Annotated in this window: 15 protein-coding genes; 9 read left to right on the top strand and 6 right to left on the bottom strand. The window is 53.4% G+C overall.

Translation table 11 applies throughout. The features are described 5' to 3' along the window. The first annotated feature begins 15 nt into the window (after positions 1 to 15). Positions 16 to 360: a hypothetical protein gene (locus tag H4F65_RS16670; protein WP_010280133.1), complete on the top strand. Its 345-nt coding sequence runs from the start codon at positions 16 to 18 to the stop codon at positions 358 to 360. Positions 361 to 509: 149 nt separating this feature from the next. Here the strand turns inward: H4F65_RS16670 and lapD are convergent, their stop codons facing one another. Both lapD and lapG read right to left on the bottom strand, forming a co-directional pair. After that, a complete protein-coding gene (gene lapD / locus H4F65_RS16665) occupies positions 510 to 2,462 on the bottom strand; it encodes a cyclic di-GMP receptor LapD (protein WP_010280131.1) in 1,953 nt (650 codons plus the stop codon). Between the two features lie 9 nt (positions 2,463 to 2,471). Continuing rightward, entirely contained in the window at positions 2,472 to 3,161 is a 690-nt protein-coding gene (gene lapG / locus H4F65_RS16660; protein ID WP_010280130.1) for a cysteine protease LapG, read from the bottom strand. A gap of 154 nt (positions 3,162 to 3,315) precedes the next feature. Here lapG and murQ point away from each other — a divergent pair, with 154 nt between their 5' ends. The 3 genes from murQ (at position 3,316) to tadA (ending at position 5,500) form a co-directional block, all read left to right on the top strand. After that, positions 3,316 to 4,242 (top strand): N-acetylmuramic acid 6-phosphate etherase, encoded by a 927-nt coding sequence (gene murQ / locus H4F65_RS16655; protein ID WP_010280129.1) that lies wholly within the window; start codon positions 3,316 to 3,318, stop codon positions 4,240 to 4,242. Positions 4,243 to 4,273: 31 nt separating this feature from the next. Further along, positions 4,274 to 4,912: a phosphatidylglycerophosphatase C gene (gene yfhb, locus H4F65_RS16650; protein ID WP_010280128.1), complete on the top strand. Its 639-nt coding sequence runs from the start codon at positions 4,274 to 4,276 to the stop codon at positions 4,910 to 4,912. An 81-nt stretch (positions 4,913 to 4,993) separates the two neighbouring features. Then, positions 4,994 to 5,500 carry a tRNA adenosine(34) deaminase TadA gene (gene tadA / locus H4F65_RS16645; protein ID WP_010280127.1) on the top strand — a complete coding sequence of 169 codons (507 nt, stop codon included), beginning with the start codon at positions 4,994 to 4,996 and terminating at the stop codon, positions 5,498 to 5,500. Positions 5,501 to 5,540: 40 nt separating this feature from the next. Here the strand turns inward: tadA and mltF are convergent, their stop codons facing one another. Continuing rightward, positions 5,541 to 7,049, bottom strand: a complete 1,509-nt coding sequence (mltF, locus tag H4F65_RS16640; RefSeq protein WP_010280124.1) for a membrane-bound lytic murein transglycosylase MltF — start codon at positions 7,047 to 7,049, stop codon at positions 5,541 to 5,543. A 216-nt stretch (positions 7,050 to 7,265) separates the two neighbouring features. Here mltF and purL point away from each other — a divergent pair, with 216 nt between their 5' ends. From purL to glnB, 5 genes are all read left to right on the top strand, one after another. Next, the gene (purL, locus tag H4F65_RS16635) at positions 7,266 to 11,153 is read left to right on the top strand and encodes a phosphoribosylformylglycinamidine synthase (protein WP_010280120.1); all 3,888 of its coding nucleotides are present in this window, start codon (positions 7,266 to 7,268) and stop codon (positions 11,151 to 11,153) included. Positions 11,154 to 11,859: 706 nt separating this feature from the next. Continuing rightward, positions 11,860 to 13,296: a sensor histidine kinase gene (locus H4F65_RS16630; protein ID WP_010280118.1), complete on the top strand. Its 1,437-nt coding sequence runs from the start codon at positions 11,860 to 11,862 to the stop codon at positions 13,294 to 13,296. Positions 13,297 to 13,314: 18 nt separating this feature from the next. Continuing rightward, entirely contained in the window at positions 13,315 to 14,166 is an 852-nt protein-coding gene (gene qseG / locus H4F65_RS16625; RefSeq protein ID WP_039316514.1) for a two-component system QseEF-associated lipoprotein QseG, read from the top strand. Further along, positions 14,163 to 15,500, top strand: a complete 1,338-nt coding sequence (glrR, locus tag H4F65_RS16620; protein WP_010280116.1) for a two-component system response regulator GlrR — start codon at positions 14,163 to 14,165, stop codon at positions 15,498 to 15,500. Before qseG ends, glrR begins: the two co-directional genes overlap by 4 nt. Positions 15,501 to 15,607: 107 nt before the next feature. Continuing rightward, positions 15,608 to 15,946, top strand: a complete 339-nt coding sequence (glnB, locus tag H4F65_RS16615) for a nitrogen regulatory protein P-II (RefSeq protein WP_005970202.1) — start codon at positions 15,608 to 15,610, stop codon at positions 15,944 to 15,946. A gap of 178 nt (positions 15,947 to 16,124) precedes the next feature. On the opposite strand, the gene pemA is transcribed toward glnB, so the two are convergent. The 3 genes from pemA to hmpA form a co-directional block, all read right to left on the bottom strand. Continuing rightward, positions 16,125 to 17,231 (bottom strand): pectinesterase PemA, encoded by a 1,107-nt coding sequence (gene pemA, locus H4F65_RS16610; RefSeq protein WP_010280113.1) that lies wholly within the window; start codon positions 17,229 to 17,231, stop codon positions 16,125 to 16,127. 93 nt (positions 17,232 to 17,324) lie between these two features. Next, complete coding sequence (gene paeY, locus H4F65_RS16605; protein WP_010280111.1) at positions 17,325 to 18,983, bottom strand: pectin acetylesterase PaeY; 1,659 nt, start codon at positions 18,981 to 18,983, stop codon at positions 17,325 to 17,327. A gap of 368 nt (positions 18,984 to 19,351) precedes the next feature. Continuing rightward, positions 19,352 to 20,542 carry an NO-inducible flavohemoprotein gene (hmpA, locus tag H4F65_RS16600; RefSeq protein WP_010280109.1) on the bottom strand — a complete coding sequence of 397 codons (1,191 nt, stop codon included), beginning with the start codon at positions 20,540 to 20,542 and terminating at the stop codon, positions 19,352 to 19,354. Positions 20,543 to 20,790: the final 248 nt, after the last annotated feature.

The raw sequence follows: 20,790 nt of genomic DNA, 5'->3' as shown, positions 1-20,790 counted from the left end.
AAAAGGTCTCTGAAAATGTTTTATATCCAGCGCGATAGTGATGGCCACCTGATGAAGGTAGAAAAGAGTCCTTTTCCTGAAATGAACGGTGAACTATCCGATGATTCGCGTGAGGCGCAGGCCTGGTTCCGCAGTCATCAGGCCACAATGTCCAGTCTCCAGCAACTGCGGCAAAGCGATCTGGAAATGGTGCGCGTGCTGGAGGATTTAATTCAGGTTTTGATTCAGAAAGGCGTGGTCAGCATTACCGATTTCCCTCAGGCGGCACAGTTGAAGTTAATCAACCGTGCTCAGGCGCGTGAAGCGCTGAGTGGCGGGTTGAACAAGCTGATTGGCGACGATGAAGAGACCATGTTTTAATGACTATTGTTTTAAGGGCTTACTGTTTAAAAACATAATGCTTTGAAGAAGAAATTATCCCGTAACGTCCTATTCAGCCGTTTCCGGCCTCTCAATATCGTAGTGAGAAGCCGGGGTCGTTAAACGCCGTTAGCCAAAATGATGTGGTATCAGATTCTGACCGCTGGCGCGGGTTCACCCAGCAGCCGTCCCATCGCGCCCTGTAACCCCATCTCCTGAAGCACTTTCAGCTCGCCTGCGGTTTCAACACGTTCGGCGATAAGCGGCAGGGCAATACTGTTGGTGGCGCGATACAGCGCTTCGATAAACATTTGTTTATCGTCTTCCTGATCGATATTGCGGATGTAGCTGCCATCGACTTTCAGGTAAGCCAGCCCCCATTGCGACAGGTTGCCGATCATATTAAAGCGCCCGCCAAAATGCTGTAGCCCCAGCGCACAGCCATGTTCATTCAGCAGCTTGATTAAAGCTTCCAGTTGGGCGCTGTCTGGCAATTGGTTCTCATCCAGTTCCAGAATCAGCCGTCTGGCGACCGCTGGCTGATGCTTCAACGGAGCAAGCAGATCGGCGAGCAGATGAAGATTCAGAACCGTGGTGCCGGACAGGCTCAGCGCCAGATTGCCGTCGTGCTGGCGAAGATAGTCCAGTACTTCGCGTAGCATGGTTTGATCCAGACGGGTATCCCAGCCAAAGCGTTGGATCCATGGCAGGAAGCGGCCTGCCGCGATGCTGTTCCCCTGTTCATCCTGAATGCGGGCCAGTACTTTGTGATGCAGCACCTGGCTGGGATCGTCACAGGCGACGACCGGTTGCAGGAAAAGCTGCAAGCGTTCCTGTTCCAAAATGGGATCGAGCAGGTTAAACCATCTATGGCGATCGGTTTCGACCTGTTCGGCACTGACGGACGGAATGTCGTGAGGCGCGGTGGTATCGGTATTACTTTCGGCTCGCGTGAGCGCCTGATCGCCCTGAATAAACAGGGATTGCGCGGTATCGCCGGGGCGGAAAGGCACCATGCCGAATTGGGCGACAGGGGAGACATCGGTTTCGCCTGTCAGATGCAACGTTTCGATGTTGCGCGTCAGCTCGCCAATCAGCGCATAGGCTTCTTTATCGACCAACCCCGGGCAGAACAGCGCAAACTCCCCGCCGCGGATACGTGCCAGAAGGCTTTCCGCATGGGTATGCTGCTTTTGCGTGTTACGCAGAATATGCCCGACGGAGGCTAATAGCGCATCGGTGCGCTGGCCGCCCAGCCGCTGATTCATCCCCGCCAGATCCTGAACGCGAATCATAATAAGGAAGCCGGGGGCGGTTTCTTCGTCGGCCAGCTTGTCGTTGAACTGCATGTCAAACGCGCGACGGTTATTCAATCCGGTTTGAGGATCCTGATAGGCTTCCTGACGTAAGCGCTCGCTTCGTTCTGCCTCTTCTTCAAACAGTTTTTTGAGCTTGCTGACCATCAGGTTCATCGCCTGTGCGACGCGGCGAAACTCGGGTGTATTGGGCAAATCCGGCTGGCTAAGGAATTCACGACGGGTAATGGCCAGCGACTGATCGACAATATAATCAAGCGGACGTAGCTGACGGCGCAGGAATAGCGCGCCGAGTAACACGCCCAGCGTGCCACAGCCGAGTAACCACAGGAAAGAAGCCGTACTGCTGCGCCACAGTCGCGTCACCGCGAACATCGGATGGCTGACGACTTCAACTTTTGCCGCCTGTTCCCAGCCGCGCATCACGATGGCTTCGCCTGCGCCGGGTTGCAGGTTCACTAACTGAACAAACCAGCGCGGTACGTCAGGGATATCCGGCGATGCAGTGCGTTCCAGCGTAACGTTGCTGGTTTTTAAATCCCGCACGCGAATACTGGAAAAGTAGCCGCTGTCGAAAATCGAGCTGACCATTAGCTCTACCATTGCCGGGTCATCGATATTCGGCGTCAGGGAAAGGCCCAGTGCGGTAGCGGCATCCTGCGCGTGAGAGTGAAGCTGGTTATTGTACTGTTCACGCGAATTTTCCAGGCTGACGAAAAAACTCCCGCTGAAAATAATTAGCACAAACAGGCAGATGGCTATCAGTAGTTGTTTGTATAGAGACATAGCCTACCCTTACTCCTCAATTGAAAACCCTTCGGCACGCATTTTGGTTAATACATCCTGCCAGCGTGAAAGTCGTTTACTGTCACCTACGCGTTTGTTGCTGCCGCTGGCTCCGGGCAGCCAGAGACCACCGCCATTAAAGGCGTACACCGGAACTAAATCAGTGCGCTCTGTCGCGGGTTGGATCTTGTCGGTCAGATTATCCAGCACCAGCGGAATCGAGGTTGGCGTGGGATAATAGGTGACCACCATATGCGCCTTATTCAGACGCAGGGCTTTAACATAGGTAATACGTAATTTGTCCGCCGGGACGCCTAAATGGCGCAGCGTAAAATACTTGGCGAGCGCATAATCTTCGCAGTCTCCGGCACCTTTACGCAGTGCTTCAATCGGCGTAGCCCAGTAATCTTCCTGATTCCAGACGACAATATCATCGCGAAACAGCATACGGTCATTGAAAAATTGGTTCACGCTACTCAGCAGGGCCTTTTCCTCTTTGTTGAGGGAATTAGCCAACAGCGTCTGCCATTCATCTATTCGGCGGCGAGCATCGGGCGTTGCCGGGCCATAAAGCTGCTCGGTGCGCTGATTAATGGTAATAAAATCCCAGTCCGCGCGCAGGGAACCCGCCAGCAGAAACAGCAGACAGCTAATAAAGAAAAGCGTGTAACTGGAGAGTCTGAACCCGGAGAGTCGCACTGAGGTTTCTCTGTTTACCTTGCGAGATAAATGTGGTGGGGTAATTCGATGCAGAATAGCGTACTTTCATACTCCCCAAAAGCAGTATAGTGGTGAAAAGGGTGGTTTGTCATAAGCGTGTAGAGAACGCTGATATAAAGCATGGGGTAGCAGAATGCGTTCAGATGTGATGGATGGAGAGAACCTTAATTTAGGGAAGCTGGTTTCCGAAACTCGGAATCCGGCGACGATGGCGCTGGATCAGCTCTCTACGCTGGAGATGATGCACGCGTTTAATCAGGAAGATCGGAAAGTACCCGAAGCCATTGCGCAAGTTTTACCCGCGATTGCCGAGGCTGTCGATCTGGCGACGGCGTCGTTGCAGGAGGGCGGGCGGCTGATCTATCTGGGCGCGGGGACCAGCGGTCGTTTGGGCGTACTGGATGCCTCAGAGTGTCCGCCGACGTTTGGCGTGCCACACGGGCTGGTTATTGGCCTGATTGCCGGTGGGCCGGGCGCGTTGCTTAAAGCGGTTGAGGGTGCGGAAGACGACCCTGCACTCGGTGAGGCGGATTTAAAAGCGCTGGATGTCACCGCGGCAGATATGGTTGTCGGCCTTGCGGCATCAGGCCGAACGCCGTATGTGATTGGCGCATTGCGCTATGCGCGTGACGTTGGCTGCCGGACGGCGGCGATCTCCTGTAACCCGCATTCACCCATCGCACAGGAAGCGCAGGTGGCGATTTCTCCGGTGGTTGGCCCGGAAGCGTTAACGGGGTCGACACGCTTGAAGTCGGGAACGGCGCAAAAACTCGTCCTGAATATGATTTCTACCGGCGCAATGGTTAAGCTGGGAAAGGTGTACCAGAATTTGATGGTCGATGTGAAGGCAACCAACGTGAAGCTGTTGGACCGGGCTTGCCGCATTGTGGTTGAAGCGACGGGTGCTGAGCGGGAAAAGGCGCGGCAGGCGCTGGTGCAGGCGGATAATGAGGTTAAGCCTGCAATCCTGATGCTTCTGGCTAATATTGACGTGGAAGCGGCGCGTGAGCGCCTGAAACAACACAACGGTTATCTGCGTGAGGCGCTGATTGGCGGATAAAATTATCTTGGTGTAAGTCGGGAGAAATGTTTTGAGTGATAAGCGAGAGCAACGCATTGTTTTTTTTGATCTGGATGGCACGTTGCATCAGCAGGACATGTTTGGCAGCTTTTTGCGTTTTTTACTTCGTCGGCTGCCGTTAAATCTCGTTCTGGTTATCCCGCTATTACCTCTTATCGGGCTGGGGCTACTGATTCGCGGTCGCGCGGCTCGGTGGCCGATGAGCTGGCTGCTGTGGGCGATTACGTTTGGGCGTGATGAAGACGAGCTGGTTCAACTGGAAAAGCAGTTTGTCGGCGCGTTTCGTCATGATGTCATTCCATTTCCGCAGGTTCAGCAGCGGCTGAAAACCTATCTTGAAGACAGTGATGCACAGGTCTGGCTGGTGACGGGATCGCCGCAGCGGTTGGTGGAACAGGTCTACCATGATTCGCCTTTTCTGCCTGGCGTTCGCCTGATGGGAAGCCAGATTACGCGCCGCTACGGCGGCTGGGTATTAACGCTACGCTGTCTCGGACATGAAAAAGTGGCACAGATGGAGCAGCGTCTCGGCGCGCCGCTCAAACTCTACAGTGGTTACAGCGACAGCAAACAGGACAACCCGCTGCTCTATTTTTGCGAACACCGCTGGCGAGTCACCCCCGAAGGTAGCCTGCAACAGCTGGAATGATTTTTTCATCCTTTCATCTGATTTTTCATCTCTTCATATAGGTATAATGCGCCGCCAAAATATGAATGACTGTGAGGAAACGTGGGCAATCTGCGTAACGATGAATACTGGATGCGCCATGCATTAATGCTGGCTCAGCGCGCTCAGGATGAAGGCGAAGTGCCGGTTGGTGCGGTGCTGGTGCTGGATAACGAAGCCATCGGCGAAGGGTGGAATCGGCCGATTGGGCATCACGATCCTACCGCGCACGCTGAGATCATGGCGTTGCGGCAGGGAGGGCAGGTGTTGCAGAACTACCGCCTGCTGGAAACGACGCTGTATGTCACGCTGGAGCCGTGCATCATGTGTGCGGGCGCGATGGTACACAGCCGTATTGGCCGTCTGGTTTATGGCGCGTCAGATGAGAAAACGGGGGCTGCGGGGTCGCTGGTGGATATTCTGCGCCATCCCGGCATGAATCATCAGATCGTGATTGAATCCGGCATTCTGGCTGATGAATGTTCTGCAACGCTCAGTACGTTCTTTCGCCTGCGTCGTGAACAGCATAAAGCCCGTCGTGCAGCCGAGAAAAACGCCGCGCAGGAATAGCGGGGCGTTTTCCCTTCCATACGGATCTATTTCGGTTCTTTTATTCTGGTACCTTGCTGAGAGGCACGGCCGGATAGCCTTGCGCGATCTGGGTTTGCTGTTGCGCCTTAGCTTCTTTCTCGATCAGGTAACCTTCCAGGCTCACCATATAACGCCGAATGTTTTCCACGTAGTTATAGGCTTCGTGTCCACGCGCGTAGCCGTAGGTGGTTTGGGTGTAATAGCGCTTCTGGCTTAGCATCGGCAGGCGCATCTTCACATCGACCCAACTGTCGGGATTACCTTTCTGTTTTTCGGTCAATTTACGCGCATCAAGCAGATGGGCGTATCCCATATTGTAAGACGCCAGCGCAAACCAGATTTTTTCATCTTCTGGGATGGTGTCCGGCATTTTCTGCATCATGTGCGACATATATTGCGCACCGCCGCGAATACTTTGCTCAGGGTCGACTCGATCGGTGACGTTCAGACTTTCTGCCGTGTTGCGCGTGAGCATCATCAGTCCGCGCACGCCGGTAGGGGAGGTCGCCAGCGGGTTCCAGTGTGACTCCTGATAGGAGATGGCGGCCAGCAGCTTCCAGTCGATATCGGTGGCGTATTTTTCAAACAGCGGTCGCAGATCCGGCAGCGTTTCATCAATCGCGCTCAGGAACGTGGTGGTATCGACATAGTCAAATTCGCCAACGTGACCGAGATACTTCTCCTCCAGACGCGCGAGCGTACCGTCTTCGACAATCTGGCTGAAGAAATCCAGCAGCGCGGCGGACAGGCTGTCATCGTGTGAACGGCGCATATACCAGGTAACCGGCTCTTCGTCGCTGAGATCGAAGGCGACGGCAAGCTGCGGATGAATTCGCTGCATCAGGCCGATGGTGACCGAATCACCCAGCGTATAGTCCAGTTTGCCGTCGGCAACCTGCTTCAGTAATTCCTGCGTGCTCTGATCGGAGGCTGATTCCCAACTTAGCTGCGGGTATTTCTCTGCTTTTAGATCGCGCAGGGTAGCGGCGTGCGCGGAACCGGATGTGACGACGAGGCGGCCTTGCAGTTTATCCAGCGTTTTGGGGCGAGGTGAACCGAGGCGGTACACCATCTGTTGTGAAATGGAATAGTAGGTTGGGCCGGCGCGGAAGCGTTCCAGACGCTCATGGTTATAGATCAGCCCAGCAGCCAGCAGGTCGGCGTCGTCACCGTCCAAATCGTCGAACAGCTCGTCAAGATTCTTGCGTGACGAGACCACCAGCTTGACGCCGAGGTAATCGGCGAACCGTTTTGCTAGTTCGTAGTCCAGACCTGTCGGGGATCCGTTGCTCATTGCATAGGTCAGCGGTGAGTTGACCGTGCTGATACGCAACTCACCGCGTGAGAGGATCTGCCTGAGCTGTACATCCTGACTAGTGCGCCAGGGAATACTAGGCCATAGCGCTAACGCCAGCAGTAACGTGATAATCCCGATGAAAAAATAATTTAATTTTAACGGCTTCAAATAGTTATCTCTCGGCGGCCGTGTGGCCAGGCTGTCTGTAACGGCAGTTTTTTTATACGTCATTTCCCAGAGTGGGGGCATTTTGCTTAACAAAGCGCCACTGTGCAACTTTTATTGATTTGGTCACCGATTAATCATTCGTCGGACGCGAAGTGAAATTATCGCCACGCAAACGGTTTCGTCCGAGGGAAGGATTCTCTATAATATGCGCGTTTCCCCCCTGTTGTGCCCCATGGCTGTATCGCAGCCAGTGCATCGAAGACGAGAGAACTTTAGATTATGGAAATACTGCGTGGTTCACCTGCTTTATCGGCTTTTCGTATTAATAAATTGCTGGTCCGCTGCAAAGAGCACGTTTTGCCGGTCAGTGATATCTATGCTGAATACGTACATTTCGCCGATGTCAGCGCCCCGTTGAACAACGATGAACAGGCCAAACTGACACGTTTGCTGAAGTATGGTCCTTCTCTCGCGGAGCACGAGCCGCAAGGCCGTCTGTTACTGGTCACGCCGCGTCCCGGCACGATTTCACCGTGGTCTTCCAAAGCAACGGATATCGCTCATAACTGTGGGTTAAGCAAAGTGCTGCGTCTGGAGCGTGGGCTGGCTTTCTATATTCATGCGCCTACACTGAGCGATGAACAGTGGCAGCAATTGGGGGCTCTGCTGCATGACCGAATGATGGAAAGCGTATTTAGCGACCTGGAACAGGCCGAAGCGCTTTTCTCTCATCATCAACCTGCCCCTTTCAAGCGTATCGAAATTCTACTGCAAGGACGTCAGGCACTCGAAGAGGCGAACGTCCGTCTGGGACTGGCATTGGCAGAAGATGAGATTGACTATCTGCTGGAAGCCTTCACCAAACTGGGCCGCAATCCTAACGATATCGAACTGTATATGTTCGCCCAGGCGAACTCTGAACACTGCCGCCACAAGATTTTCAATGCTGATTGGGTGATCGACGGCGTTACTCAGCCGAAGTCACTGTTCAAAATGATCAAAAACACCTTTGAACACACTCCCGATCACGTTCTCTCGGCCTATAAAGATAACGCCGCCGTCATGGAAGGTTCCGCCGTCGGCCGTTTCTACACCGATCCCAACGGGCAATATACTTACCATCAGGAAGATGCTCATATCCTGATGAAGGTTGAAACGCACAACCACCCGACCGCCATTTCACCGTGGCCGGGCGCAGCAACGGGATCCGGTGGTGAAATCCGTGACGAAGGCGCGACAGGCCGTGGCTCCAAGCCAAAAGCCGGTCTGGTGGGCTTCTCTGTATCGAACCTGCGCATTCCTGGCTTTGTTCAGCCGTGGGAAGAAGAAGAGTTCGGCAAACCAGAGCGTATTGTCAGCGCGCTGGATATCATGACCGAAGGTCCATTGGGCGGCGCGGCATTCAATAACGAATTCGGCCGTCCTGCACTGACGGGCTATTTCCGTACGTATGAAGAGCGTGTTGATAGCCACAATGGCACAGAGCTGCGCGGCTACCATAAACCGATCATGCTGGCGGGCGGCATTGGTAACATCCGCGCCGATCACGTCAAAAAAGGCGAAATTATCGTCGGTGCCAAACTGATTGTACTGGGCGGACCGTCCATGAATATCGGTCTGGGCGGCGGTGCAGCCTCTTCTATGGCATCGGGTCAGTCTGATGCGGATCTGGATTTTGCTTCTGTACAGCGCGATAACCCAGAAATGGAGCGCCGCTGTCAGGAAGTGATCGACCGCTGCTGGCAATTGGGTGAAGCCAACCCGATCCTGTTCATCCACGATGTCGGCGCGGGCGGTCTGTCTAACGCGATGCCGGAACTGGTGAGCGACGGTGGTCGCGGCGGTCGTTTTGAACTGCGCGATATTCTGAACGACGAGCCGGGCATGAGCCCGCTGGAAGTCTGGTGTAACGAATCGCAGGAGCGCTACGTTCTGGCCGTTGCACCAGAACAGCTGGCACAGTTTGATGAAATTTGCCGCCGTGAACGTGCACCTTATGCGGTGATTGGTGAGGCGACGGAAGAATTGCATCTGACGATGAACGATCGTCACTTCAACAACCAGCCGATCGATCTACCGCTGGATGTGCTGCTGGGCAAAACGCCGAAGATGCTGCGTGACGTTGAGCGCAAGCAGGTAGAAGGCACACCGCTACAGCGTGATGAAATCTATCTGGCAGAAGCGGTCGAGCGCGTGCTGCACTTACCTGTTGTCGCGGAAAAAACCTTCCTGATCACCATCGGTGACCGCTCTGTTACCGGTATGGTAGCCCGCGATCAGATGGTCGGTCCGTGGCAGGTGCCGGTGGCTGACTGTGCGGTGACCACCGCCAGCCTTGATAGCTATTACGGCGAGGCAATGTCTATCGGTGAACGTGCGCCAGTCGCGCTGCGTAACTTCGCCGCCTCCGCGCGTTTGGCGGTGGGTGAGGCGCTGACGAACATTGCGGCCACGCATATCGGCCCGCTGACTCGCGTGAAGCTGTCTGCGAACTGGATGGCAGCCGCAGGGCATCCGGGCGAAGATGCTGGCCTGTACGATGCGGTGAAAGCCGTGGGTGAGGAGCTGTGCCCAGCGCTGGGTCTGACGATTCCGGTGGGTAAAGACTCTATGTCGATGAAAACCCGCTGGCAGGAAGAAGGCGAAGATCGCGCGGTCACTTCGCCGATGTCGCTGGTGATCTCTGCGTTTGCCCGCGTGGAAGACGTGCGTAACACGGTAACGCCACAGCTGCGTACCGGACAGGATAATGCGCTGCTGCTCATCGATTTGGGTGCAGGCAACAAAGCGCTGGGTGCGACGGCGCTGGCACAGGTTTATCGCCAACTGGGTCGTAAGACGGCAGATGTGCATAGCCCTGAGCAGTTGGCTGGCTTCTTTAATGCCATGCAGCAACTGGTCGCGGATAAAGCGCTTCTGGCTTATCACGACCGCTCAGACGGCGGCCTGCTGGTTACGCTGGCAGAGATGGCGTTTGCTGGCCATTGCGGCGTGACGGTTGATATTGCGTCTCAGGGTGAGGATACGCTGGCGACGCTGTTTAACGAAGAGCTTGGCGCAGTAATTCAGATCCCTGCGGCACGTCGTGCGGAAGTGGAAGCGGTTCTGGCGCTGCATGGTCTGGCAGATTGTGTACATTACCTCGGTCATGCTGAAGAAGGCACGCGTTTCACCATCAATCAGGGTGCAGAAGCGATCTATCAGGAAAGCCGTTCAACGCTGCGTCGCTGGTGGGCTGAAACCAGCTGGCAGATGCAGCGCCTGCGTGATAACCCGCAGTGTGCCGATCAGGAACACATCGCCAGACAGGATGATAACGATCCCGGCCTGAACGTGTCGCTGACCTTCGATCCGCAGGAAGATATCGCCGCGCCTTACATTGCTAAAAATGTCCGCCCTAAAGTGGCTGTCCTGCGTGAGCAGGGGGTGAACTCTCACGTAGAAATGGCGGCGGCGTTCCACCGTGCGGGCTTTGATGCCATCGACATCCATATGAGCGACCTGCTGGCGAATCGCCGTAACTTGCAGGATTTCCAAGCGCTGGTTGCCTGTGGCGGCTTCTCTTATGGTGACGTGCTGGGCGCGGGTGAAGGCTGGGCTAAATCCATTCTGTTCAACTCTCGCGTGCGTGATGAATTCGCGGAATTCTTCCTGCGTCCGCAAACGCTGGCGCTGGGCGTATGTAACGGCTGTCAGATGATGTCCAACCTGCGTGAACTGATTCCTGGTGCCGATCTCTGGCCGCGTTTCGTCCGCAATAAATCCGATCGCTTTGAAGCGCGTTTCAGCCTGGTCGAAGTGCAGAAAAGTCCGTCGTTGTTCATGAATGACATGGCTGGATCGCGTATGCCGATTGCCGTTTCACACGGTGAAGGACAAGTTGAAGTCCGGGACGATACTCATCTGGCGGCGATTGAAGAACATGGTCTGGTGGCGCTGCGTTATATCAACCACTACGGTCAGGTAACCGAGAACTATCCGGCTAACCCAAATGGCTCGCCAAACGGTATTACGGCAGTCTCCAGCACCAGTGGTCGGGCAACCGTCATGATGCCGCACCCTGAGCGTGTGTTCCGTACCGTCAGTAACTCCTGGCACCCGGAAGAGTGGGGCGAGGATGGCCCGTGGATGCGTATGTTCCGTAATGCGCGTAGACAGCTGGGCTAAGTTTAGGTCAGCCAGAGAAAGGGGCTTCGGCCCCTTTTTTACGTCTGTTTTTCTCAGTTTGTCGTTGTTTTGCGACGTATAGGCTTTTTACTGTCTCTAATTAGTGACATTTAACTATTTGATTTATATGAACGGTGTGATGGCATCATAAAGCTGTCTGTTTTTAGCGACATAAATCGTCTCTTTTGCATGTATTTTCGTTATTTGTATTCTGGGTTATGCGTTTCTTGGCGGTATTTTAAATAAAAATTATTAAAAATCAGTATATTGTTGTGTTTTAGTCAAACCTGGCATGCTAAGTGCATTTTAAAAGAAGTTGCTCATTCAACTGGTTATGATTGCGTTGCTAACTGGCAAACATTTTCGCTCATAACATCTGGAATGATGCCAAAAGAAAGGGTGCCTATCGTCCACCAGACCGATAATCGGGCGTGAAAACGAACGTTATCAAGCATCGGGCGACACGTTGAGTGAGGCACCGCCTATTCAGTTACGCGGCCAGAGGGAGCGATTCTTCTGGCCGCGTGACGTTTTAACCTCGCCACCTCTCCCCAGAGAATCTCCCTGACTGTTTTTACGGCGTTACTTTTGACGTCCTTACAGTGGTATTCATGCCACATTGCGAAGCGTTGCGCATGTCGTAAGGGAAAACGTTGAACTTTTATAAGACTCAGTTAGCATCAGAGCGGATTCGATAGGTAACGAGATGATTTCTTTGAAACGATGGCGTTTATTCCCGCGTTCCCTGCGGCAATTAGTAATTATGGCGTTCTTGCTGGTTTTGCTGCCGCTGTTGGTGCTGGCCTATCAGGCTTATCAAAGCCTGAACATGCTGAGCGAACAGGCTGCGGATATTAACCGGACAACGCTGACGGATGCTCGGCGCAGTGAAGCAATGACCAGCGTCGCGCTGGCGATGGAGCGTAGCTACCGGCAATATTGCGTATTGGACGATCAGACGCTGGCGACGCTCTATCAGAACCAGCGTAAACAGTATTTGCAAATGCTGGATTCTCACGCGCAGGTCCTGCCCGATCCCCGCTACTACCAGACGCTACGTCAACTCCTTACTCAGCTCGGCGAAATACGCTGCCATAACAGCGGCCCGGAACAAACGGCATCTAGCCTGCTGGAAGGGTTCTCCCGTGCGAATGGGCAGATGGTGCAGGTGACGCGTGACGTCGTTTTCTCCCGTGGACAGCAGCTTCAGCAGGCTATTTCCGAACGTGGTCAGTTCTTTGGCTGGCAGGCGCTGCTCTTGTTTCTGGTCAGCGTGCTGCTGGTGGTTCTCTTTACACGGATGATTATCGGCCCAGTTAATGGCGTCGAGCGAATGATTAACCGCCTGGGGGAAGGGCGCTCGCTGGGCAACACCAGCACCTTTAAAGGGCCGCGTGAAATTCGGACGCTGGCGCAGCGCATTATTTGGTTGAGCGAGCGTCTGTCCTGGCTCGAATCACAGCGACATGAGTTTTTACGCCATATCTCCCACGAACTGAAAACACCGCTGGCGAGCCTGCGGGAAGGCACTGAATTGCTGGCCGATGAGGTGGTTGGTCCGCTGACTGCCGATCAGAAAGAGGTGGTTGCTATTCTTGATAGCAGCAGTCGCCACCTGCTACAGCTGATCGATCAACTGCTGGACTACAATCGCAAGCTGGCGGATACGCCGACCGAGCTGGAGCGGGTGGAAATCGAAGAAATCGTCGATATTGTCGTGGCCTCTCATAGCTTGCCTGCCCGCGCCAAAATGATTCATACCGATGTGACGCTTGCCGTCGATCACTGTTGGGCGGAGACGACGCTATTGATGCGAGTGATCGATAATCTCTATTCCAATGCGGTGCACTACGGTAAGGAATCCGGTAACATTTGGATTTATAGCCGTCAGATTGGCAATCGCGTTCAGATTGATGTCGCCAACAATGGTACGCCCATTCCCGATGCGGAGCGGGGCATGATTTTTGAGCCCTTTTATCAGGGCAGCCATCAGCGCCGTGGTGCAGTAAAAGGAAGCGGACTGGGGTTGAGCATCGCGCGTGATTGCATCCGTCGTATGCGTGGTGAGCTTAGCCTAATTACCGTGGACTATGCTGATGTGTGTTTCCGCATCGAGCTGCCCTTATTGTCCGATAACGAATGATCCGAGAATGAATAGAGAATGAATGTAGGATTTATGAAGGGATGGCTGGCGAGTAGAAGATTTTCCCGTCTGTTGAAGGTGACGCTTATGTCATCGCCACTCATTTTAGCTGCGTGTAATAGCAACGTGCACAATGGCATTGCACTGCTGGAGACCGAAGCGACACCGCCGAAAGAGCAGGTTGCCGATTTCCGTATCGCGCAATGCGAGCATCTGTGGCAGATCGACGATCGTGAATCCATGAACAACGCGCTTTACTGGTTGCGGGCGATGGACTGTGCCGGGCGTTTAACACAGTTCCAGGCCCGCGAGGAAGCCGGGCAAGTTGCGGGTGATAGCTGGGATAGCGTGTTTAAGCAGGGCATCCTGCTGGATAATGCCGGTATTACTCAGGTTGAACGCCGTCAGGTGTTGGAACAGATCAATTTATATCGTCTGGCTTTCCCGGCGGCGTTACGCCCGCTGATGCAAACCTGGCGTGACAGACAAACGTTGTTCTTGGCGCTATCGGATGAGCGTCTGCGCTATAAGCGCTTGCAGGAATCCAGCGACAAGCAGCTAGACGCCCTGCGTGTACAGCAAAGTCACCTGCAATATCAGTTAGAAACCACCACGCAGAAACTGGAAAATCTGACGGATATTGAGCGTCAACTGTCGTCTCGTAAACAGCTGTCGGGGGAAATGCCGGATAACGACGGCGATCGTCGCGGTAGTTCCGGTGCGAATAGCGGTAGTACAAATAAAGACGCTTCGCGCAATTCGGCAACGAAATCCAGAAATGAGCCAGTTGATGCGGATGACACCTATGCGCCGCCGATGGAATCACATACGGACAACGCGACGACGAAGAAGGAGTCAACAAGACAATGACAGCCCGAAAAACGGCGAGTTTGTTGCTCGTGGATGATGATCCCAGCCTGCTGAAACTGTTGGGCATGCGGCTGACCAGCGAAGGATTTAGCGTGATGACGGCGGAGAGCGGCCAAGAGGCGCTGCGGCTGTTAACGCGCGAGACGTTCGATCTGGTGATCAGCGATCTTCGTATGGATGAAATGGATGGCATGGCGCTGTTTGCCGAAATCCAGCGCTATCAGCCGGGGATGCCAGTGATCATTTTAACCGCTCACGGTTCCATTCCCGATGCGGTTGCGGCTACACAGCAGGGAGTCTTCAGCTTCCTGACGAAGCCCGTTGATCGTGATGCGCTCTACAAAGCGATAGACGAAGCATTGGCATTGTCCGCCCCAGCGGGTGATGAAAGCTGGCGTGAAACCATCGTGACGCGCAGCCCGATTATGCTGCGTCTGCTGGAGCAGGCCAGAATGGTCGCGCAGTCGGACGTCAGTGTGCTGATTAATGGTCAGAGCGGCACCGGGAAAGAGGTGCTGGCTCAGGCGATTCATGCGGCGAGCCCACGTGCAAAGAAAGCTTTTATTGCAATTAACTGCGGTGCGCTGCCGGAGCCATTGCTGGAATCGGAGCTGTTCGGCCATGCGAAAGGGGCTTTTACCGGCGCGGTCAGCAGCCGTGAAGGGCTTTTTCAGGCGGCGGAAGGTGGCACGCTGTTTTTAGATGAAATCGGCGATATGCCGCTGTCCTTACAGGTTAAGCTGCTGCGCGTTTTGCAGGAGCGAAAAGTCCGCCCGCTGGGTAGCAACCGCGATTTGGACATTGACGTGCGGATTATTTCCGCCACGCATCGTGATTTGCCGAAGGCGATGGAGAAGAACGAATTTCGCGAGGATCTCTATTATCGGCTCAACGTGGTGAACATGAAGCTGCCAGCGCTGCATGAGCGTGCTGAAGATATCCCGATGCTGGCAAACCATCTGCTGCGTGAATCTGCTAATCGCCACAAGCCTTTTGTGCGCACCTTCTCTACCGATGCGATGAAGCGCTTGATGACGGCAAGCTGGCCGGGTAACGTGCGTCAACTGGTGAATGTCATCGAACAGTGTGTGGCGCTCACCAGCGCACCGGTGATCAGCGATGCGCTGGTTGAACAAGCGCTGGAAGGTGAAAATACCGCCCTGCCAACGTTTGTTGAGGCGCGTCATCAGTTTGAGCTTAACTATTTGCGAAAACTATTACAGATCGCAAAAGGTAACGTGACGCAGGCCGCGCGGATGGCCGGGCGTAACCGAACGGAATTTTATAAACTGTTGGGCCGCCATGAGCTGGATGCCAACGATTTTAAAGACTAGCGCTGAGAGAGCCGTGCGGGTGTAGATTGTCCGCCTGAGTTCTGACATGCTGTCCACTTGCTGATGCTCGGCTTTGGCCGCAACATAGATAACACAAAGGTTCCTCCATGAAGAAAATTGATGCGATTATTAAGCCGTTCAAACTGGACGATGTGCGTGAAGCGTTAGCTGAAGTGGGCATCACAGGGATGACGGTAACAGAAGTTAAAGGCTTTGGTCGTCAGAAAGGCCACACCGAGCTGTATCGTGGTGCAGAATACATGGTCGATTTTCTGCCAAAGGTAAAAATCGAAATTGTCGTGTCGGATGACATCGTCGATACCTGTGTGGAAACCATCACGCAGACCGCGCAAACGGGTAAAATCGGCGACGGTAAAATCTTCGTCTTTGATGTGGCTCGCGTTGTCCGTATTCGTACCGGTGAAGAAGACGAAGAAGCGATTTAATCGCCTCGTCAATACCACGTAGACTCTAAATAATTCGAGTTTCAGGAAGGCGGCAAGTGAGGGCGTCCCGATGAGCTTACTCAAGTAAGTGATTCGGGTGAGCTAACGAAGCCAACGCACATGCAACTTGAAGTATGACGAGTATAGAAGCCAGCCTATCAGGCTGGCTTCTCCACATTTACTTCCCTTTAGGCGCAGTAGGAACCCAACCTGCCAGCACTTTGTCTGCTGTGTATTCTGCTGCTTCCGCATCGCTTAACTGACGACGCTGATCGTTTTTCTCTGCCCCTTTACCGCTGGATTTATACTCGAAAAAGCGTGAGTCCTGTGGATGGAACCAGATTTTCTCGCCTTGTTTATCTTTGCCTGACATTTTGTCCCAGCCATAGATATGGTCATCCATGCTGGTGTTCAGGAAGACGGTCTGGCCGATGGCGTTAGGGTCGGCATAGCGCCCATCGTCAAAGGTGGTCGTTGGGTGCCAAGGGCGACCTAGGCCATAGCTTTTCGCTGGGACGTCTGGTTCTTTCGTCACCCGGCTATTGGTAATGACCAAACCATACTTTTGTTTAATATCGGTGCTGGGCGCGGTGAGATAGCCAATCGGCTGATCTTTCACGTCGGTACGGTTACGCGCGACAATGTCGCAATCGTCAAACAGCGCAGTACCGTTACCAAAGATGAAATCAACGGTGCCGCTGATTCGGCATTGTGAGAAGAAGCTGCGTCCCCCTTTTACATAGAGCGTGTCCTGATAGCCCGTCAGGCTGACATCATGAAACCATGCCCGATCGCTATTTTCAGCAACCAGCAGCGCAACAGCCTGCGAATCTTTTAATTTGGTGGGATCGTCGTTGGCTTTAGCCTGATTGGCCGGGTAATCAAAACCATTGTTGATGGTCAGTGAACGAGCGCTGAAATCGGGCGCATCGACTTTCACCGTGTTACTACCATAGGTTCCCCACTTGCTGCCATCGGGTTTGAGCATCCCAGCGGCGGTGGTTGCGGTGATCACGGTGCCGTCGCGGCTTTCGCCCTGTAGGTGAATGTTAGGGCGCGTAATGGTCAGGCGCTCGTGATACACGCCATTCTTCAGATAGATGACAAACGGCGAGCTGTCTGCCGGTGCGCTGGCGATGGCTTCAGCGATGGTTTTGTAGGTGTTGGTGCCCGTTGCATTCGCAGAAACCAGCGCATTGTAGTCGGCAGCCTGCGCTAGCGACCAGGGCGAGGAAATTAACACGGCTAAGGTCAGAGTTTTGCGAAGATGTGAAGCGTTTATCATGTCCAGAGTCCTGTAATCGGTAAAGGAAGGTATATAACGCGCGGCGATGTAACACCGCGCGGTTCTGTCTTATCGTTTTTTCCTGACTGATAACTACTTGTGCTTGCTGGTCGTTTTTTCCGCCAGCGACGCTAAAGCGGGTTCCTGCCGAATGGCGTCAGCGACAATCCCTGCCACGGCGATAGCGCCTTTTTTCTGAAAATGGGTGGTATCCGGTTTGCTCAGGCTACCTGCCTGATCGCGATAGTAAGGGTATTTTTTGGGATCGATTACCAGCCAGTATTGTTTCCAATGGTCGCTGTTGCCCTGGTTTGCCAACGCAATAGTGGCGGGCTCAACGTCCAGCAAAATGACCTTGTTATCCGCAGCCGTGTTCTTGATGGTCTGGCTGTAATCGCCGACGAAAGCATAGCCATTTTCCGCGTTTTGTTTGGTGAAGTGACTGTGTACGGCAGGCGTGCCGTTTTTCCCGTCAGCCGTTTTCACTCGGGTAGTCGGGGTCAACAGAACCGGTGTGAGTTTGTGCTGACGGGCGAAAGTGATATAGCGCTCCAGCGATGTCTGGAATGACATATCGGCTTTCCCTTGTGGAGCTTGCTTTTTCCCTGCGGCATCATTCGGGTAAGTACAGAGGTTAGCGACATCCGCCGGGCCACGTACCGCTTTTGCACTGTTGCAGTTTTGATCGTTGTGCCCCATTTGAATAAACAGGAAATCACCTTCTTTCATCAGTGGCTGCATCTGGCGGAACCAGCCTTCGTAGAAATAGTCACGTGAGCTACGGCCTGCGCGTGCGCCATTGACGACTTTCACACTGCTATTTTTACTGAACTGCTGTTCAAAAACCTGACCCCATCCCATACGCGGGAAGCGCATTTTTTCATAGGTTGCCGCGGTTGAGTCGCCGACGATAAAAATGCGGGTTTGCGCTTTCTGGATCGCGTCCAGACTCTGGCGGGCAGAACGGTAATCCAGCGGTTCATAATCGCCTTTATTATTCAGGCCGACAATGGGATGGAACGCGCTGTCGGTCAGTACCGTATGGCCAGAATAGCCGGTGTCGTTGTGATAATTGCGGGTATGGTTAATGACGTTGACGATTTTGGTGACCGCATCCTGCTGGGCCGCGGGGTAAGTCAGAGGATCGAAACGCTTGGGCGCGCTGACGCCTACCTGTTTTAACGCGTCATTAAAGCCTGCATGAAAATCGGCGTAGGCTTTTTTCCATGCTGCGGCGTCCAGTTTCGGTGATGCCGTGTCGTCCGTTAGCTGCTGTGGACCAATGTAGCCTGCTGCCACCGCAATATCTGAGGTAATGCGGTCAGTCAGCGGGTTGATATTGGCAATATTCTCTTTACCGTCATGCAGTGATGGGGCGACAGCAGACAGGCAGATTGCACGAGAAATATTATTCAGCAGGCAGTTATTGCCGCCGGATTCGATGGCTAAAAGGCGTAATGGCGGTGTGAGGCCAGAGACATCGAGGTGGTATTTTCCTTGCTCATCGGTCTGTGTCTGCCGCTTCTGGCCCTGCTGGTCTCTGATAATGATGGTGGCAGGCAGATGAATATCCCGTACGGTAACATTACCGGATAAGCCGGTTTTCTCACCCAGTGTTGAACCCGACAATAAGTTAACGCTGTCCGGTGCGGCGGCCTGGTGTGCCGCAGCGGGCGTTTTAGCGTGTACCAGTGTGAAAGGGGCGGAAAGTATCAGAGCTAAAGCTACACTTTCTGAAAAATGGTTTGCCATGGTCAGACATATCCCTTGTTGGTTAGTCGAAAACGGTTAATGAACCCAGGCGTTATCAAAGGAAGGTCGCTGTTTTTTATCGCTCTTATCACGGCCTTCAGCGAGAACGTCGGGCTTTTATTGTGCACCCAAGCCGATTCAAGGGCGATGCCTAAACGAGGTTCCTTTGATGAAATAACTATTCATTAAAAATGAAATATTATTTTAATAATGTGTTGTTTTTTGTGACCCACCTCTTTTTTAGCGGAGCACTGCCGTATTGGCATATAGATTTGTGATCAATAAGGTGTTTTACAGGCGGTGGTTTTCTGAAAGGTGAAAAAAGGCCGCAAAAGCGGCCTTTGGGTTTGATCCGTCACCAATGAGGGTTAGACGACTTTATGTGGACCAAAACATTCGTAATGCAGTTGCTCAGCGGGGATGCCCATAGCCAGCAACTGCTGTGCGATAAACTGCATGAAAACCACAGGGCCGCACAGGTAATAGTGCATATCTGGCGTGGTTAATTCATCTTTTAACGAGGCCAACTGCATCAGCCCGTTGTGATGATAGTCTTCGCCCGGACGATCGACCTGCTGCGGTTCCCGATACCAGATGTGATGCTGGAACTGCGGCAAAGACTGTCCTGTTTGTTTGATTTCATCCGCAAACGCATGCGCTGTGCCATTTTCTGCTGCATGCAGCCATAGCACCTTCGCTTGATGATCCTGCTGCTTGAGCGTATGCAACATGCCCAGCATTGGGGTTTGCCCCACGCCGCCGGAAATCAGGGCAACTGGCGTGGAAGCAGGGATATCAAGGAAGAAATCGCCGTGCGGAGCCGCCAGATGAATGATATCGCCTTCACGCGCGGTATCATGCAGATAGCCAGAAACGGTGCCCTGTGCTTCACGTTTCACCGCAATCCGGTAGGATTTTCCATTTGGCGCGTGAGTCAGAGAGTATTGGCGAATCTCCTGATTGGCAAAACTGTCATGCTTGATGTAAACCGCCAGATACTGGCCCGGTTGAAAATCCGCAATAGGCTGGCCGTCGGTGGGTTCCAAAGTGAAGCTGGTAATCACCGAGCTTTGCGGCTGCTTGTTCACAATACGGAAAGGTCGCACACCGCTCCAGCCGCCGTTTTGCGCTTCGGTACTGCGGTAGATATCGCCTTCGCGCTGAATAAAGACATTCGCTAGCACGCCATAGGCTTTACCCCAGGCATCCAGGACTTCTTGCCCTGGGCTAAACAGTTCATCCAGCGTTGCCAATAAATGATTACCGACGATCTGATACTGATCGGCCTGAATGTTAAAACTGGCATGCTTCTGAGCGATACGCTCAACCGCAGGCAGCAGCGCCGCCAGGTTTTCAATATTCGTCGCATAAGCACAGATGGCATTGAACAACGCTTCGCGCTGATCGCCATTGCGCTGGTTGCTCATGTTAAAAATATCTTTGAGCTCAGGGTTATGCGTAAACATGCGATCGTAAAAATGCGCGGTCAGTTTCGGGCCTGTTTCCGCCAGCAGAGGAATGGTTGATTTAACGATGGCGATAGTTTGGTTATCCAGCATGGTGACTCCTTTTTATTGGTATGACTTATAAGTTGTATTTTATATGCATCTTATTGGGTTTGTCCGTCGCTGTAAATTACCTTTTTGGTGGTAGGGGTTTTTAGGCGGAGCCAAAGGGAATAGCATGAGGAAATAGCAGGTTGTGAATGAAGAAAAATCCGTTGACCACCGCGCAGCAGATATTTGCTGAAGCCTTGCGCTGCCTACAGCTAATCGTTTGCGTAAAAACCTCTGTCAAGACCTATCTT

Origin of the sequence: Pectobacterium brasiliense (genome assembly GCF_016950255.1) — a bacterium.
GTDB classification, from domain to species: Bacteria; Pseudomonadota; Gammaproteobacteria; order Enterobacterales; family Enterobacteriaceae; genus Pectobacterium; species Pectobacterium brasiliense.
The sequence above is the reverse complement of the archived record's forward strand: the minus strand, read 5'-3'. Positions and strand labels throughout refer to the sequence as shown.

What these genes read in the sequence shown, in the direction of transcription:
- H4F65_RS16670 (WP_010280133.1), top strand. Translation starts at nt 16, where the DNA reads ATGTTTTATATCCAGCGCGATAGTGATGGCCACCTGATGAAGGTAGAA.
- lapD (WP_010280131.1), bottom strand. Translation starts at nt 2,462, where the DNA reads ATGTCTCTATACAAACAACTACTGATAGCCATCTGCCTGTTTGTGCTA.
- murQ (WP_010280129.1), top strand. Translation starts at nt 3,316, where the DNA reads ATGCGTTCAGATGTGATGGATGGAGAGAACCTTAATTTAGGGAAGCTG.
- mltF (WP_010280124.1), bottom strand. Translation starts at nt 7,049, where the DNA reads ATGACGTATAAAAAAACTGCCGTTACAGACAGCCTGGCCACACGGCCG.
- purL (WP_010280120.1), top strand. Translation starts at nt 7,266, where the DNA reads ATGGAAATACTGCGTGGTTCACCTGCTTTATCGGCTTTTCGTATTAAT.
- H4F65_RS16630 (WP_010280118.1), top strand. Translation starts at nt 11,860, where the DNA reads ATGATTTCTTTGAAACGATGGCGTTTATTCCCGCGTTCCCTGCGGCAA.
- qseG (WP_039316514.1), top strand. Translation starts at nt 13,315, where the DNA reads ATGAATGTAGGATTTATGAAGGGATGGCTGGCGAGTAGAAGATTTTCC.
- glrR (WP_010280116.1), top strand. Translation starts at nt 14,163, where the DNA reads ATGACAGCCCGAAAAACGGCGAGTTTGTTGCTCGTGGATGATGATCCC.
- glnB (WP_005970202.1), top strand. Translation starts at nt 15,608, where the DNA reads ATGAAGAAAATTGATGCGATTATTAAGCCGTTCAAACTGGACGATGTG.
- pemA (WP_010280113.1), bottom strand. Translation starts at nt 17,231, where the DNA reads ATGATAAACGCTTCACATCTTCGCAAAACTCTGACCTTAGCCGTGTTA.
- paeY (WP_010280111.1), bottom strand. Translation starts at nt 18,983, where the DNA reads ATGGCAAACCATTTTTCAGAAAGTGTAGCTTTAGCTCTGATACTTTCC.
- hmpA (WP_010280109.1), bottom strand. Translation starts at nt 20,542, where the DNA reads ATGCTGGATAACCAAACTATCGCCATCGTTAAATCAACCATTCCTCTG.